Source organism: Caulobacter sp. FG7 (genome assembly GCF_057808875.1).
Window position 1 is genome coordinate 1 of record NZ_JBMDIW010000010.1, and the last position, 15,806, is coordinate 15,806.

The 15,806-nt window shown below is 67.6% G+C and carries 15 protein-coding genes and 1 tRNA gene; 14 read left to right on the plus strand and 2 right to left on the minus strand.

What is annotated here, in order from left to right; all coding sequences use genetic code 11:
* The 4 genes from ACODR1_RS09970 to ACODR1_RS09985 form a co-directional block, all read left to right on the plus strand.
* On the plus strand, positions 1-1,251 hold a 1,251-nt coding region (locus tag ACODR1_RS09970; RefSeq protein ID WP_488880312.1), incomplete at its 5' end, for an ATP-binding protein.
* 45 nt (positions 1,252-1,296) lie between these two features.
* Positions 1,297-1,719 (plus strand): DUF805 domain-containing protein, encoded by a 423-nt coding sequence (locus ACODR1_RS09975; protein WP_488880313.1) that lies wholly within the window; start codon positions 1,297-1,299, stop codon positions 1,717-1,719.
* The gene (locus ACODR1_RS09980; RefSeq protein WP_488880314.1) at positions 1,716-2,108 is read left to right on the plus strand and encodes a DUF805 domain-containing protein; all 393 of its coding nucleotides are present in this window, start codon (positions 1,716-1,718) and stop codon (positions 2,106-2,108) included. The genes ACODR1_RS09975 and ACODR1_RS09980 overlap by 4 nt, the downstream gene beginning before the upstream one ends.
* Positions 2,109-2,185: 77 nt before the next feature.
* Positions 2,186-2,590: a DUF805 domain-containing protein gene (locus ACODR1_RS09985; protein WP_101719462.1), complete on the plus strand. Its 405-nt coding sequence runs from the start codon at positions 2,186-2,188 to the stop codon at positions 2,588-2,590.
* Here the strand turns inward: ACODR1_RS09985 and lipB are convergent.
* The gene (gene lipB / locus ACODR1_RS09990) at positions 2,587-3,321 is read right to left on the minus strand and encodes a lipoyl(octanoyl) transferase LipB (RefSeq protein WP_488880315.1); all 735 of its coding nucleotides are present in this window, start codon (positions 3,319-3,321) and stop codon (positions 2,587-2,589) included. The two genes, ACODR1_RS09985 and lipB, sit on opposite strands and share 4 nt — an antisense overlap.
* A 12-nt stretch (positions 3,322-3,333) precedes the next feature.
* Here lipB and ACODR1_RS09995 point away from each other — a divergent pair, with 12 nt between their 5' ends.
* The 10 genes from ACODR1_RS09995 to ACODR1_RS10040 all read left to right on the plus strand — a co-directional run bounded on the left by ACODR1_RS09995 (position 3,334) and on the right by ACODR1_RS10040 (position 11,282).
* Positions 3,334-3,648, plus strand: a complete 315-nt coding sequence (locus tag ACODR1_RS09995) for a FliM/FliN family flagellar motor switch protein (RefSeq protein WP_101719464.1) — start codon at positions 3,334-3,336, stop codon at positions 3,646-3,648.
* Between the two features lie 84 nt (positions 3,649-3,732).
* Positions 3,733-3,817, plus strand: a tRNA-Leu gene (locus tag ACODR1_RS10000).
* Between the two features lie 160 nt (positions 3,818-3,977).
* Positions 3,978-5,420 carry a magnesium transporter gene (gene mgtE / locus ACODR1_RS10005; protein WP_488880316.1) on the plus strand — a complete coding sequence of 481 codons (1,443 nt, stop codon included), beginning with the start codon at positions 3,978-3,980 and terminating at the stop codon, positions 5,418-5,420.
* Between the two features lie 263 nt (positions 5,421-5,683).
* Positions 5,684-6,958: a lysozyme-family localization factor SpmX gene (gene spmX / locus ACODR1_RS10010; protein WP_488880317.1), complete on the plus strand. Its 1,275-nt coding sequence runs from the start codon at positions 5,684-5,686 to the stop codon at positions 6,956-6,958.
* A 111-nt stretch (positions 6,959-7,069) separates the two neighbouring features.
* Positions 7,070-8,230 (plus strand): isovaleryl-CoA dehydrogenase, encoded by a 1,161-nt coding sequence (locus ACODR1_RS10015; protein ID WP_488880318.1) that lies wholly within the window; start codon positions 7,070-7,072, stop codon positions 8,228-8,230.
* A gap of 1,116 nt (positions 8,231-9,346) precedes the next feature.
* Positions 9,347-9,670, plus strand: coding sequence for an ArsR/SmtB family transcription factor (locus ACODR1_RS10020; protein WP_116568347.1), 324 nt, complete (start codon positions 9,347-9,349; stop codon positions 9,668-9,670).
* On the plus strand, positions 9,667-10,086 hold the full coding sequence (locus ACODR1_RS10025; protein WP_488880319.1) for an SRPBCC family protein: 420 nt from the start codon (positions 9,667-9,669) through the stop codon (positions 10,084-10,086). The genes ACODR1_RS10020 and ACODR1_RS10025 overlap by 4 nt, the downstream gene beginning before the upstream one ends.
* A 125-nt stretch (positions 10,087-10,211) precedes the next feature.
* Positions 10,212-10,418, plus strand: coding sequence for a hypothetical protein (locus ACODR1_RS10030; RefSeq protein ID WP_488880320.1), 207 nt, complete (start codon positions 10,212-10,214; stop codon positions 10,416-10,418).
* A 3-nt stretch (positions 10,419-10,421) separates the two neighbouring features.
* The gene (locus tag ACODR1_RS10035; RefSeq protein WP_488880321.1) at positions 10,422-10,844 is read left to right on the plus strand and encodes a DUF1801 domain-containing protein; all 423 of its coding nucleotides are present in this window, start codon (positions 10,422-10,424) and stop codon (positions 10,842-10,844) included.
* Between the two features lie 12 nt (positions 10,845-10,856).
* Positions 10,857-11,282 (plus strand): DUF1801 domain-containing protein, encoded by a 426-nt coding sequence (locus tag ACODR1_RS10040; RefSeq protein ID WP_488880322.1) that lies wholly within the window; start codon positions 10,857-10,859, stop codon positions 11,280-11,282.
* Between the two features lie 68 nt (positions 11,283-11,350).
* Here ACODR1_RS10040 and ACODR1_RS10045 read toward each other — a convergent pair whose 3' ends face one another.
* Entirely contained in the window at positions 11,351-14,491 is a 3,141-nt protein-coding gene (locus tag ACODR1_RS10045) for a TonB-dependent receptor (protein WP_488880323.1), read from the minus strand.
* Between the last annotated feature and the right edge of the window lie 1,315 nt (positions 14,492-15,806).

Here is a 15,806-nt window from a genome sequence, read left to right on the forward strand (position 1 = left end):
GCGCCGAGCCCCTTGCTCGATCCGCAGACCCGCGCGGCCATGGGGGCCCAGGCCGTGGCTCTTGCGAAAGCGGTGAACTACGACAGCGCCGGCACCGTCGAGTTCGTCGCCGGCCAGGACAAGAGCTTCTACTTCCTGGAGATGAACACCCGCCTGCAGGTGGAGCATCCGGTCACCGAGCTGATTACCGGCCTGGACCTGGTCGAGAAGATGATCCGCTCGGCGGCCGGCGAGAAACTCGCCTTCGGCCAGGAGGATCTTTCGATCAACGGCTGGGCCATCGAGAGCCGGATCTACGCCGAGGATCCCTACCGCAAGTTCCTGCCCAGCATCGGCCGGCTGGTGCGCTACGCCCCGCCGCCGGAGGGCGAGAAGGGCTCCTACACCGTCCGCAACGACGCCGGCGTGCGCGAGGGCGACGAGATCTCGATGTTCTACGACCCGATGATCTCCAAGCTCTGCACCTGGGCCCCGACCCGCACCGAGGCGGTCGAGGGCATGGCCCGGGCGCTGGAGGACTTCCACATCGAGGGCCTGGGCCACAACGTGCCGTTCCTGGCCGCGGTGATGGACCAGGCGCGCTTCGTCTCGGGCCAGCTGGCCACCAGCTACATCAAGGACGAGTTCCCCGATGGCTTCGCCGGAACCCAGGCCACCGCCTTCCAGGCCGACCTGCTGACCGCCGTCGGCTGCGCCATGCAGCGCATCGCGGCCCAGCGGCTGGGCCGGGCCCGCAGCGACTGGACCGTGGTGATCGGCCACGGCAAGCAGCGGGTGCATCTCTCCGGCGAAGGCCAGTCCCTGACCGTCGACCTCCTCGACGAGGGCCGGTCGCTCCAGCTGACCGACATCGCCTGGCGGCCGGGCCTGGCGACCTTCCGCGGCGTGCTCGATGGAACCGCCTTCACCGCCGAGGTCGCCCCCGCGCCCGAGGGCTTCACCATCCGCCACCGCGCGGCCAAGGCCCGGGTGCTCGTTTTGACCGCCCGCAGCGCCGAGCTGCACGAAAAGCTCCCCGCCAAAGCCCCGGCCGACACCTCCAAGCTCATCCTCTCGCCGATGCCCGGCCTCGTCGTCTCGATGGACGTCGAGGTCGGCCGCCAGGTCCGCGAAGGCGAGGTGGTCTGCGTCCTCGAGGCCATGAAGATGCAGAACATCCTGCGCGCCGAGCGCGACGCCGTCGTCAAGGCCGTCAACGCCAAGCCCGGCGACCCCGTCGCCGCCGATCAGGTGCTCGTGGAGTTCGAATGACGTCTGTGTTTAGGTCGCGGTCCAAATCAATCGGGGGATGATTCCGTGGACGTGAAGCACAAGCTGTTCGGCTTTTCCGGCCGTATCCGGCGTCTCGACTACTGGCTGCTGAGCATCGCGGCCAACGTCAGCATCGCCATCGTCGATCTTGTCCAGAGCCTGGCGCTCAACGGCTGGAGCCTGAGCGCCCTGGATGGGAATGGTTCGACCGCCAGCCAGGCCATCTCGTTCCTGCTCTACATTCCGAGTCTTTGGATCGGCATCGCTCTGATGCTGAAGCGCTGCCACGACCGCAACAAGGGCGGCGGCTGGGTGGCTTTCTTCATCCTCGTGCCGATCGTCGGCTGGATCTGGAGTTTCATCGAGCTGGGCTTCCTGGACGGCACCCAGGGCCGCAACCGCTTCGGGCCGTCGCCCAAGGGCATCGGCGGCAGCGAAGAGGACGACGTGGCCAAGGTCTTCGCATGAGGTCTCTGGCCGGCAAGCTGTTCGGTTTTCGCGGCCGGCTGGTTCGCCGCGACTATTGGCTGCTGGGCCTGCCGGTCTTCGCCGGACTGGTCGCCGTCAACCTGCTGATTCCGGTCAGCGTGGCGCCGGGCGAGGCGATCTACAGTCCTCAGGCCGTTCTGCGCCTGGCGCTGTCGGCCCCGCTGATCTGGGCCTTGTACGCGATCACGCTCAAGCGCTGCCACGATCGCGGCAAGGGGCGGGGATGGCTGCTGCTGTTCCTGGTCGTGCCGCTGGCGGGCTGGGCCTGGAGCCTCGTCGAGCTTGGCTTCCTGCGCGGGCAGGCCGGCGGAAACCGTTTCGGCCTCTCGCCCTATGGCGACGAGAGCCTGGAAGAGGTTTTCGCCTGAGGGTGTGACCCGGCGGCGACTTCCGCTGGCGCTCGCCTGCGCCTAGTTTCCGCACCAAGAGAGTCGCGGAGCCTTAGATGAACGGTCGGATCGATTGGGCGGAGCTGTTCCTGTCCTCCACGGGCAGGCTGGCGCGCGCGCCGTTCCTGATCGCCTCGGCCGTGCTGATCGGCGTCGCCGTGCTCTACGAGGCCATTGCCGGCGACGTGCTGCGGCTGCTGACCGGGTGGCTCGTCTATACGGCCCTGTTCTACAGCGGGGCCTGCGTGCTTTCGAAGCGCCTGCACGACCGCGGTCGTTCGGGCTGGTGGGCGGCGCTGGTGCTGGTGGCTCTGGTCGCCGTCTGGCCGACCCCGCAGCACTTCCTCGACTTCGTCTTCGCCCTGGTGATCGTCTGGGCGATCGTCGAACTGGGCGTGATGGGCGGAGAGCAGGGGGCCAACCGCTATGGCCAGCCGCCCCTCAAGGCTCCCGCTATCTAGTCGCCCTGCACCGGCGCCTCGGCGTCCTCGACCGCGCCGAACACCTTGCGGAAGCTGGCCTTCAGGGCCTCGTCGGCCTCGTCCAGCGTCACCGGCAGGCCAAGGTCCACCAGGCTGGTGACCCCGTGCTCGACCTGACCGCAGGGTACGATCCCCGAGAAGTGCGACAGGTCCGGCTCCACGTTCAGGCTGATGCCGTGGAAGCTGACCCAGCGGCGCAGCTTGACGCCGATGGCGGCGATCTTGTCCTCGCGCGACCAGCCGGGGCCCTTGCGCTCGACCCACACGCCAACGCGCCCGTCGCGCATCTCGCCGGTGACGTTGAAGGCCGAGAGGGCGTCGATGATCCAGGCTTCGAGCGCCGCCACGAAGGCCCGCACGTCGCGCCCGCGCCGGGTCAGGTCGAGCATCACGTAGGCCACCCGCTGGCCGGGGCCGTGATAGGTGAACTGGCCGCCCCGGGCGCTCTCGAACACCGGAAAGCGCTCGGGCTCCAGGAGGTCGGTCGTCTTGGCCGAGACGCCGGCGGTGTAGAGCGGCGGATGCTCCAGCAGCCAGATCAGTTCGCCCGCCGCGCCGTCCGCGATGGCGGCCGCGCGGGCCTCCATGGCGGCAACGGCTGCCGGGTAGGGCACGTAGCCGGTCGAAACCGCCCACCCCGCCGGCGCCCCGTCGGGGCGCGACAAATCGGGAAGGCCTTTGTCTTCAAGGTTTAACGGGCGATCAAGCATGCGGCCTTAGTCTTGCATGAGCCGGGGCGCGGTCATCCCGCCGCTCGGCAACTTCAGTTCCAGGGGCCTTACTTCGTGAGCCAGGTCAACGCCGTCAATGTCGAGATCTCCGTTCTGCTCGGCCGGTCGATCCTGCCGATGCAGCAACTGCTGCGCATGGGCCGCGGAGCGGTGATCCCGCTGGACGCCAAGACCAACGACGAGGTCTGGATCCTGGCCAACAACCACCCGATCGCCCGCGGCGAGATCCAGATCAACGACGACCGCATCGCCATCCAGGTGACCGGTCCGGCCGACGTCTACGACTACATGGCCGGCGGCGCCTGAAGTTCCCTGTGGGTTCTTTGAGATAATCCAACTCTCCTCTTCCCAAAGCCGATTCAGTTTGCTACCTGCCGCGCCTCACCACGAGCGGTCGTGGCGGAATTGGTAGACGCGCAGCGTTGAGGTCGCTGTGGGGCAACCCGTGGAAGTTCGAGTCTTCTCGACCGCACCAGGTGAACTTGCGTAGAGCGCGGCAGGCTTCGGTTTCCGAATCGCCTTCCGCGCTCTAACCATTTTTCGGCCAAGGTTTGGGAGCAACCGCCCGCCAAGCTTAGGCTTTCAATCATTCGGATCACGCGCGCGCAGTCACGCATCGACATCAGGAGGTCCCCATGACCCGGGAAACAGCCGACCTGAGCGAAGACGCGCGCCACGCCCTTTCCATTCCCGAGCCGGAAGTCGTCGAGGACCTCGAGGACCTGGCGCTCGGCGACGACTACGCCCTCAAGCCCGACTATGTGGAGATGGTGGTCGACGCGGCCGATCGCGGCGACACCGCGCGCCTGTCCGAGCTGGTGGGCGCGCTGGATCCCGCCGACGTCGCCGACCTGATGGGCTTCCTGTCGGCCGCCTATCGCGAGGAGGTCATCCCCGTCCTGGCGCCCCACGCGCTGGGCGAGATCATCTCCGAGCTCGAGGACAACATCCGCGAGGAGGTGCTGGAGGCGACCCCGTCGGTCACCCTGGCCCGCGCGCTGGAGGAGCTCGACACCGACGACGCCGCCGACGTCATCGACGACCTGGACGACACCAAGCGCTTCCAGGTGCTGGCGGCCATGGGCGAGACCGACCGGGCGGCCATCGAGACCACGCTGTCCTACGAGGACGAGACCGCCGGTCGCCTGATGCAGCGCGAGTTCCTGGCCGCGCCGCAGTTCTGGACCGTGGGCCACACGATCGAGCACGTGCGCCAGTCGGGCGACAGCCTGCCGGAGCTGTTCTTCGACGTCTATGTGGTCGACCCCTCGTACACGCCCGTCGGCGCCCTGCCGATCAGCCTCTTGCTGACCAGCAAGCTGGAGACCCCCCTGGCCGAGATCATGGAGCCGGTGACCGAGATCACCGTCGACATGGACCAGGAGGAGGTGGCCTACATCTTCGACAAGTATCACCTGATCAGCGCCCCGGTCGTCGAGGCCGGCGGGCGGCTGGTGGGCCAGATCACCGTCGACGACATCGTCGGCGTCATCCGCGAAGAGGCGCAGGAAGACATTCTCGCGCTGGCCAACGTGTCGGACGTCGGTCGCGACGCCAGCGTGGTCGAGATCGTGCGCTCGCGCCTGCCGTGGCTGCTGCTGAACCTTTTGACGGCGACCATCTCGGTTTCCGGCATCGCGCTGTTCCAGGCCGAGATCTCCAAGCTGGTGGCCCTGGCCGTGCTGATGCCGATCGTCTCGTCGCTGGGCGGCAACGCCGGCACCCAGACGCTGGCCGTGGCCGTGCGCGCCCTGTCGAGCAAGGAGCTGACCGCGGCCAACGCCACGCGCATCGTCATGCGCGAGCTTCTGGTCGGGGTGATGAACGGCCTGACCCTGGCGGTCGTCATGGGGGCGGCGGTCTATGTCTTCTACGACAATCCCAAGCTGTCGCTGACCGTGGCCCTGGCCCTGGTGGTCAACATCTTCACCGCCGCCGTCGGCGGCATCCTGGCGCCGCTGGCCCTGGAGAAGATGGGCCGCGATCCGGCCGTGTCGTCGTCGATCTTCGTGACCTTCCTGACCGACTTCGCGGGCTTCTTCTCGGTGCTGCTGATCGCGGCGCTGCTGTTCAACTGACGATGTCACACCTCTCCCGTGGGGAGAGGGAGGGGCCCATGCGAAGCATGGGAGGGTGAGGGCGTAGGGACCCTGGCCGACATCCTGCTTGTTCATGGCCGCCTTCAAACGGCGTACCCCCTCATCCTCCCATCCCGACATGCGTCGGGACGGGCCCCTCCTTCTCCCCATGGGAGAAGTGAAAACAGGAGCAAACGGCGCCAGTCTTGCGCGGGACGAGGCGAGGGCATCCGCCCCTGTTTCAAATTGGGTCGTTTCTCGCGATGAAGCCGCGTCATCAGGTCTCCCGCGCCGCCGTCGATCTCATCAAGAGGTTCGAGGGCTATCGGCAGAAAGCCGCCCAGCTGCCCGACGGCCGCTGGACGATCGGCTACGGGCACACCCTGACCGCCCGGGGGGGCGCAACCGTCTCGGAACAGGACGCCGAGGCCCTGCTGCTCTATGACCTGATCACCGTGGCCCACGCGGTGAACGAGCACACCTACGCCCCGCTGAACCAGAACCAGTTCGACGCCCTGACCTGTTTCGCGTTCAACATCGGGACCGAGAACTTCATGCGCTCGGGCGTGCTGCGCCGGATCAACGAGGGCTCGCTGCTGCAGGCCGCCTGCGCCATGGAGATGTGGCGCAAGGCCGACTTCGAGGGCGAGCGGATCGTCATCGACGCCCTGGTGCGTCGCCGCGCCGCCGAGAAGACCCTGTTCCTGACCCCGCCCGACGGCCAGTGGGTGCCCGCGCCCAGCCCGGTGCTGCGGCCCAAGGTCGATTACGACGCCAGCTGCGCCGTGCCGAAACAGACCCCGGCCGCCGTCTCGGCCCGGCTGGAGGGCGACAAGGCCGTCGCCGAGCGCGAGGAAGGCCCCGCGCCCCTGACGCCGGCTGTCCCGGAAGAGGACGCCCCCAGCGCCAGCCAGCAGGCCGCCGCGGCCGTCAGCGCCCGCCTGGAAGCCATCCTGGCCGACGAACCGGCCGCTCGCCCGGTCGAGCAGCCCGTGCAGGACCTGGCCATGCCGGAACCGCCGGCTCCCGTGGCCGCCGCCGCGCCCGCGCCCGTGCTGCACGCGCCCGTCGAGCCCGCGCCGACGCTCGAGCCCTTCCGCCTGACGCCGGAAGAGCCGGTCCCGGCCCAGGCCCCGCTGTTCGTGCCCGATCCGCCGGCCGCGCCCCAGGCCCCCCTCGCTTCGCAGGTCGAGCCGACCCTGTTCGAGACCGCTCGCGAGCCGACCCGCTCGCCCTTCAATCTCGGCGGCTTCTCGACCAGCGGCGCCGAGGTCGACATCCAGACCCTGGACGTGCCGCTGAACCCGCCCGAGCAGCCGGTGTTCGGCAACGGCAGCCTGCTGGTCAGCCTGGGCCTGCTGGGCCTGGCCCTGTTCGGCGGCGGCGTGCTGTGGAACCTGTCGGTGGCCTCCGATCCGGGCCTGACGGCCGTGCGCATGTTCGGCTGGGGCGCCAGCGTCATCGGCGTCATCTGCTTCGCGGTCTCGGCCTATCTCCTGCTGCGCAAGCTGGGCGGGCCCGATCTCGACGAGGAATGATCGTCGAACATTGTGGCTGAAAGGCCGGTCGGACCCCTGATCGACGAACAAAAGAGCATGAACGCCCGCCGGTCTCGTTGATCGGCGGGCGTTTGTGCTATGCATCCGGGCATGACGCTGCAAACCGCACCCTCGATGGACTTCGCGCTCGGCGAGACGGCCGACGCGATTCGTGAAACCACGGCCCGCTTCGCCGCCGACAAGATCGCGCCGCTGGCGGCCAGGATCGACGAGACCAACGCCTTCCCGCGCGAGCTGTGGGTCCCGATGGGCGACCTTGGCCTGCATGGCGTCACGGTCGAGGAGGAGTTCGGGGGTCTGGGCCTGGGCTATCTCGAGCACGTGGTGGCCATGGAGGAGATCTCCCGCGCCTCGGCCTCGGTGGGCCTATCCTACGGCGCGCACTCCAACCTCTGCGTCAACCAGATCCGGCGCTGGGCCACGCCTGAGCAGAAGACCCGCTATCTGCCCAAGCTGATCAGCGGCGAGCATGTCGGCTCGCTGGCGATGAGCGAGGCCGGCGCCGGCTCGGACGTCGTGTCGATGAAGCTGCGGGCCGAGCAGGTCGGCGACCGCTACGTGCTGAACGGCACGAAGTTCTGGATCACCAACGCCCCGCACGCCGACGTGCTGGTGGTCTACGCCAAGACCGGAGAGGGCAGCCGCGGCATCACCGCCTTCCTCGTCGAGAAGGGCATGAAGGGGTTCAGCGTCTCCAAGAAGCTCGACAAGATGGGCATGCGCGGCAGCGACACCGCCGAGCTCGTCTTCGAGGACTGCGAGATCCCGGAAGAGAACGTCATGGGCCCGGTGGGCGGCGGCGTGGGCGTGCTGATGAGCGGCCTCGACTACGAGCGCGCCGTGCTGTCGGCCGGCCCCCTGGGCATCATGCAGGCCTGCCTCGACTACGTGCTGCCCTATGTGCGCGACCGCAAGCAGTTCGGCCAGGCGATCGGCTCGTTCCAGCTGATGCAGGGCAAGGTCGCCGACATGTACGTGGCCCTCAACTCGGCCCGCGCCTACGTCTACGCCGTGGCCCGCGCCTGCGACGCCGGCAAGACCACCCGCTTCGACGCCGCCGGTGCGATCCTGATGGCCAGCGAGAACGCCGTGAAGGTGTCGCTGGAGGCCATCCAGGCTCTGGGCGGCGCCGGCTACACCAAGGAGTGGCCGGTCGAGCGCCTGCTGCGCGACGCCAAGCTCTACGACATCGGCGCGGGGACCAACGAGATCCGCCGCTACCTGATCGGGCGCGAGTTGGTCGGGGCGTAGGCCGGATCAGCCCTCCGGGCGAGCATCCTCGCGACGAGCTGGTCGACCTTGGCGACGACCGCCGCGCGCAGGGCGGCTTTGTCGCGGGCGCGGCGCGAGCGGCCCCGACGAGGGCGCGGCTTCCTGGTCTTTGATCCGGCCATGGGGCCTCCTGACGGGCACGGGATATCGGCCGGGCGCCGAAGGGCGCCCGGATCGGGGAGGGGGCGGAGCGCCGGGCTGCGCCCGGAAGCTGTTTGAGCAAGTACCGTTTCGACGAAGCCCGGACGCTCCGCGCCGCCGTTTTCCATCAGCCTCCGGCCGGCGGCGCTGTTGACGCCTTGCCGGAGCGCGCCCGCCGGTTTCCCGGAAGGCGCGCCGCGGGGCGGGGATGTCCTGGGTAGGAACGTCTCGCCCGTTTGTCCCCGACGAAGCCGACGGCGGGCGGGCCTGGCCAGCGCCAGGTCCCCGAGCGTCCGGTTTTCCCGACCGGACTCGATCCCGCTCGACTGCATCCCGAAACCGCGAAGGTCGCTGGCCGCGCGCCCTCCCCATCGCTTCGAGACCCGGCGAGTATGGGGTGAAGGGAGCAGGCGGGGATGGGCCGGGGCGCAGGTGGGGCTTTTCAGCGGCTTATGGCCGGGAAGGCGTTGCGTGGGCGGGGCGCCCTGGATCCTTGACCTCGTTTGAAGCGCCGCAGTCACGCGTCCGCGCGGACCCCCTCAGTCGCTCCGCGACAGCTCCCCCAGAGGGGGAGCATCTTTGAGGAGCGCCGGCGCCGATAGATCCTCCCCCTCTGGGGGAGGTGGCCCGGAGGGCCGGAGGGGGGACGTTTTCAGCTTCCCAGGCGCTTGAAGGCTCGCACCAACTCCCCCCACCGATCGCTGCGCGATCGCCTCCCCCACAGGGGGAGGTTCGCTGATCCAGACCATCCCCCTGAAGGGCCGGAGGGGGAGGCGCCTGATGACGTCAGTGCGCCCCAACACCAGCAGCCACTGCCCCCTCAGTCGCTCCGCGACAGCTCCCCCTTCAGGGGGAGCATCTTGATGGGCGGGCCGGAGGGGACAGAGCCCATTGACTCACCCATAACTCACAAGTTATGGAAGTCTCATAACCCGTGAGTTATCGATTTCGCCCATGGAAACCCAGACCGACCTCCTGTTCCGCGCCCTGGCCGACCCGACCCGTCGGGCTCTGTTCGAACGGCTGTGCCGTGAGGGCGAGCAGACGGTGGGGGCGCTGACGGCGACGGCGGGGGTGTCGCAGCCGGCGGTGTCCAAGCACCTGGCGGCGCTGAAGGCGGCCGGGTTGGTCGCCGACCGGCACGAGGGGCGGCAGACCCACTACAGCCCGCGCACGGCGGCCCTGGGGCCGCTGGCGGACTGGACGAAAGAGATGGCGCGGTTCTGGGAGGGGCGGTTCGACGCCCTCGAGGATCTGCTCAGCAGGATGGACCAATGACCGATACGCGCACCGCCGTCGTCGAGCGGGAATTCTCGCATCCCCCGGAAAAGCTGTGGCGGGCCCTGACCCAGCCGCACCTGATCGAGGAATGGCTGATGAAGAACGACTTCGCCCCCAAGGTCGGCCACCGCTTCCAGCTGAAGGGCGAGTGGGGCGGCACGCTGGACTGCGAGGTCCTGACGCTGGAGCCCGGCCGGGTGCTGGCCTATCGTTGGGACTTCGAGCACGAGGACCCGGCCTATGGCCTGAAAAGTATCGTCACCCTGACGCTGACGCCGACGGAAAGCGGCACGCACCTGCGCATGGAGCAGGCCGGTTTCCGCCCCGACCAGAAGCAGGCCTATGGCGGCGCCCACGCCGGCTGGAAGACCTTCTTCGACAAGCTGGACGGGCTGCTGGCGAAGGAAGGGTAGGGGGCGAAACTCTCGCCCTTCGACAGGCTCAGGGTGAGGGTTTTCAACCGCAGAGCCGGCCATGGTCCTCATCCTGAGCTTGTCGAAGGACGAGGACCACGCAACCACAACAAAGGGAGGACTCCATGAGCGGCTTCATCCGCCAGAGCCATCGCTGGCTCTCCATCGCCTTCACTCTGGGCGTGCTGACCTACATCGTGATGATGAGCACGCGTGGCCAGCCGGCGGCGTGGGTGGGTCTGCTGGCCCTGATCCCGTTGATCCTGTTGCTGGTCTCGGGGCTTTATCTGTTCGCGCTGCCCTATGTGCTGCGCTGGCGGAGGAAGGGCTGAGCGATGACGGGCGATACGGCGCCGGTGAAGCTGCTTTCGGGCGGCAATCCGCAGATCCCCAAGGGCGAAGGCGACGGACCCGTCCAGGCCTATATCGCCGCCATGCCCGGCTGGAAGCGCCAGGTGGGCGAGCGGATCGACGCCGTGGTCGCCCGCGAGGTTCCCGGCGTGCGCAAGGCGGTGAAGTGGAACTCGCCGTTCTATGGCGCGCCGGACGGCGAGGGCTGGTTCCTCAGCCTGCACTGCATGACCCGCTACGTGAAGGTGGCCTTCTTCAGGGGCGCGGCCCTGGAGCCGCCGCCCCCGGGGCCGTCCAAGCAGGCCAGCGTGCGCTATCTCGACGTCTACGAAGATAGGGGCTGGGACGAGGTCCAGTTCGCCGACTGGGTGCGGCAGGCCGCCGCCCTGCCCGGCGAGAAGCTGTGAGGGAGTAAGCAGATGAAGGCGGGAGCAGAGGGCGAGCCCCAGAGCGGGGCGGACGCCAGCAAGCTGATCGACGAGCGCATCGCCTCGCTGGGCGACTGGCGCGGAGAGACCCTGGCCAGGGTGCGGGCCCTGATCCACGCGGCCGACCCCGACGTGCTGGAGGAGTGGAAGTGGCGCGGCACGCCGGTGTGGTCGCACGCCGGCATCGTCTGCACCGGCGAGACCTACAAGGCCTACGTCAAGCTGACCTTCGCCAAGGGGGCGTCGCTGCCGGATCCTGCGGGCCTGTTCAACTCCAGCCTGGAGGGAAACACCCGCCGGGCCATCGACATCCCGCAAGGCGCCGACATCGACGAGGCGGCGCTGAAGGCGCTGTTCCGGGCCGGGGTGGAGCTGAACCTGAGCAAGAAGAAGGGCTCGAAAATCCCTCTCTCTTAGAGAGAGGGAAAAAACAAAAGCCGCCCCGGTCGCCCGGGACGGCTTTCTCGTTTCGCTTTCGCGACGCCTCAGTATTTGAAGGTGGCGCCCATGAAGAAGCGGCGGCCGGCATAGCCGGTGTTGATCAGGCGGATGTCGCCGGCCCAGCTGGTTTCGTCTTCCTTCGTGAGGTTCTTGCCCTCGGCGAAGAACGACAGGCCCTTCACCGGCGTGCGCCAGGTGATCTTGCCGTCCAGGTAGCCGGTCGGGTCGCGGAAGATCGGGTTGCCCGACTGGTCCGCGGCCGTGACCAGGTATTCCGAACGGTACTGGTAGGCCAGGCGCGCGTTGATCGGGCCCTTATCGTACCAGAGCGTGGCGTTGTAGCTGTGCTCCGACAGGCCCGGATAGGGCAGGTCCGAACCGTCCAGCGAGCTGTAGACGCCGACGTCCTTGGCGGTCTGGTAGGTGTAGTTCAGGTCGACGCCGAAGCCCGACAGCAGGCCCGGCAGCCAGGTGAAGGCGGTCTTGGCGGTCAGCTCGACGCCCGAGATCTTGGCGCCGTCGCCGTTGATGTAGGTGTTGTAATAATACAGCACGCCGTCGCCGAAGATGTCCTGCTGGCCCAGGTTGCTGCGCTGCGACAGGTAGAACGTCTTGATGTCCTTGTAGAAGAAGCCGGCCGACAGCTGGGTGTCGGTGTTCGGGTACCACTCGAAGGACAGGTCGTACTGGTCGGCGCGGTACGGACGCAGGCCGGGGTTGCCGGCGGTGCAGCTGTCGGGACCGTCCAGGTCGGTGCCGTCGTTGGTGTAGTTGATGGTGCAGTCGATGTTGGCGATCATGTAGTTGACCGCCGGACGGGCCATCAGCTGGGCGTAGCCGGCGCGCGCGCTGAGGCGGTTGTCGATCAGCCAGGTCTGGATGTTGAAGCTCGGCAGATAGATCGTGTAGTCGCGCTTGAACGTCGCCGGGGTGTTGGCCACGACGGTCGTGGTGGCGACGTTGTTGACCAGACGGGTCTCGCGACGGGTCACCTGACCGGTGGCCGTGGTCTCGGTGTAGACGCGACGCAGGCCGAAGTTGCCGAGCACCTCGCGGCCGCCCAGCTCGAAGCCGTAGTCGAGGCGCAGATACTGCGAGTTGGTCTTCTCGTCGATCACATACGGGATCTGATCGTAGGTCTTACCGTCGTTGCCGACGCCCTGATACAGGTTGCTCAGGTTGAAGTGGCTGGTGTCCAGGTACTGGGAGATGCCCGCGAAGGTCGGGTACTTCCAGGTCGAGGGCAGGCCGTTGCCGGCATAGTAGAAGTTGGACGGCAGGTCGGTCATCGCCGCGGCGAAGACCTGGTTGGCGAAGGCGCGCGACCAGGTCTCGGTCGAGTTCCAGTAGGCGGTCTGGTAGGCGTTGCCGAGCACCGGGTTGGTCTGGTCGGCGGCCTGGCCGTTGACCACGGTGGCCGTCGAGTTGACCGAGTTGGCGTAGATGACGATGTCGTCCAGCGCGCTGACCGGATCGGCGCCGCCGCTGACGATGCGGCCGCCGTAGCCGTAGCCCGAGGTGCGCGCGTCCGAATAGCGGCCGCCGAACTTGATCGATTTGATGATCGGCAGCTCGGTCCGATACTCGAAGTCGATCTTGTATTGGTCTTCCGAGTTCGCCGACTGCGACGGACGGTACTGGATCTGGAACTGGTTGACCGCCGCGGCGTCGGACGGGCTGAAGCCCGGCGCGAAGGTGAAGACCGGCGCGGAGGTGCCGTCGGCCAGGGTGACCTTCAGGCCCGGCGTGTTGAACGACACCGAGGCGTTGTTGGTCTCGCTGATGGTTTCGGTCGAGGCGTTCGAACCGACGAAGTCGATCTTCCAGCGCTCGTTCTGGTAGTTGAAGCCGTAGGTGACGTACTCGGATTCCGTCTCGTAGGTGAAGTCGCGCGACGAGATGCTGAAGGCGTTGTTGCCGCCGCGGTTGGCCGTGGTGACGCAGTCGCCGATGACGAACTCGGTGACGTTGTGGTTGGCGTCGACCTTCACGCCCGGGACGTTCTGGGCGGTGGCCGCGGTGACGCGGGCGCAGCCCGGACCGTAGTTCAGGGCGTCGAGCGACGTCAGGCCGGTGCCGTAGTTGATGTCGTTCATCACGTCTTCGCGCTTCTGGCGCTGGTACGTGGCGTAGGCCGTCAGGTTGTCGGTGAACTTGTATTGGGCGGTCAGCTCGGCCGACGAGCGCTTGGAGTCACGCTCCCAGACGCGATAGCGCGGCACGCGCGGGCTGTAGTCGTACCACTGGCTTTCGCAGGCGGCGCGGGCCTGGGCGTTCGACAGCACCGACGAGTCCGGCGTGACGACGCTGGAGCAGCTGGCCTCGGTGTTGAAGCCGCGCAGGTAGTCGTTGACCGTCTGGTTGTAGGCCGGGTTGTAATACTCGACGGTCTTTTCGGCCGAGTTGTCGAAGTCGGCCAGGCGGGCCCACGAGTTGCCGTCGTAGTAGTCGCCGCGGGTCAGGACGCGGTCATAGGTCAGGTTGCCCATCAGGCCCAGGCGGCCCTCGAACAGCTGGGTCGCGCCGAACAGGTTGCCGCGCGGCTTCCAGCCGCCCATGGTGTCGAGCTTCTGGCCCGAGGCGGTCATCGAGAAGGTCGGCTTCTTGAAGTCCAGCGGCTTGTTGGTGGTCACGGCCACCGTGCCGCCGACGCCGCCTTCGGTCATGTCGGCGGTGAAGCCCTTGAACACGTCGATCGACTTGACCAGCTCGGAGGGCAGTTCGCGGAAGTCGTTGGAGCGGCCGCCGCCGCCGTAGACGCCGAGGTTGCCGGCGGTCGACAGGGCGCCGACGCCGTTGATCTCGACGCGGTTCAGGTCGGGCTCGACGCCGCGGATCGACACCGCGTTGCCTTCGCCGAAGTCACGCGCCAGCTGCACGCCGGTGATGCGGCCCAGGGCTTCGCCGACGTTCTTGTCGGGGAACTGGCCGATGTCTTCGGCGACGATCGAGTCGGAGACGGTGTTCGCGCGCTTCTTGCGGCCCATGGCCGACTGCAGGCTGGCGCGGGTGCCGACGACGATGACTTCCTCGACGGCGTTTTCCGTCGCGGCGCCGGCGTCCTGGGCCGGGACCGGAGCCGTCTGGGCGAGGGCCGAGCCGCCGCCGATCATCAGCAGGATGGCAGCCATGCCCGAAGTGCGCATCAGCCCGTTATCGCGTCGGGCCTTGGTGTTGACCTTCATAGTATTCCTCCAAGCGTGGGCGGCGAACCGCCCGGACCAGCGGCGTCTCTCGAGGCGGCTGGCCTTAAAGTCGTGAGATGGAAGCCTGGGCGGCGGGAGCGTCCGACGAAGACCGGCAGTCGAATCGGAAGTCCCGGGCCTTGGGCCGTTGCGATGCGCGAGGATCGAGGGGCAGGACGGTCCCGGCGGCGCTGTGCGCTCTGGCGGGCAAGTCCTGACGGCGGGCCTGGGGTAAGGAGCTGACGCCTCGACGGCCGGCGGCGAAACGCTGCGCCGGTCCGTATCTCGATCTTCTGCGATCGTGCGCGTGTTGCGGGCACGCGGCACTGTCTAAGGCGGTCTGTCGTCCCGCCGCGGACCTTTGGTCTCTGCGTACGGAACGTATCCATCCATTTCCAAACCGAAGCGCGGAGTCAACGGTCCGGAGACAAAATTACGTCCGTGAGGCCCGTAGCCCCATTCATGTGACAATTAAAGCACTTTATTCCCACATCATGGAATGCTTTTGCAACAATCGGGATTAGTGCTTGATTTTGACGCTCATCCTGCCCAGTGTGGCGACATTCGGCGCGTCCGCGCGCCCGGCCGACGGCAAGATCGGGATCGAGAGGAAGCGACAGGAGATGCCCAAGCGGCCCTTCCCAAGCTCCAACCGCCCCCTCCGAACCGCCTGCCGTCTGGGGTAGTCAGCAAGGAGGGACAGTCATCCCACCGGTCGCTTCGGCGGCGCGCCCGGAGCCATCGGAAGGCGGCTCAGGCGCGACGAGGATACCGGTGTCTATAGCGGTCTTTTAGTCACTACAGATTGTGGTCGCGTTTCTCGGCGTTGTGTGTGCGTGCCGTGGTCGACGCTTCCGGAAGGCGGGTTCGCAAGGGGTTGCGGGCGCGCCGGCAAGCACTGACCGTCCCGTCCTGCAGAGGGCGGGGCGAATTCCATTTCTGGGGGGCTCCGCCGGGCGTGATTGCGCCTGGCGAGTCTGTCGGCCGCGCTGTCGAGACGCGCGGGCCGGGCGCATGGGCGCCGAGATTTTCTATTCGCAAAACGTCGTTCCGAAACGAAAGAAGCCCCGGACCGTGTCCGAGGCTTCCGATCCGTTCACGGCCAGCGCTCGGGCGCGCGGCCGAAGGACGGCATTTGTCCGCTAAAGGCGCTGGAGGTCAGATTTGACCCATGGTCTTCACGGAGCGTTCCAGCGCGTTCGCGATCGACAAATGAGACACTGGATCACCTCCTTTCGGCTGCGCGTCACAACCTGACGCCCCCCTAAGGTTGGGTGGGCGAGAGGCGTTGGCAAGAGCCGCCGCGTTGCGAGCT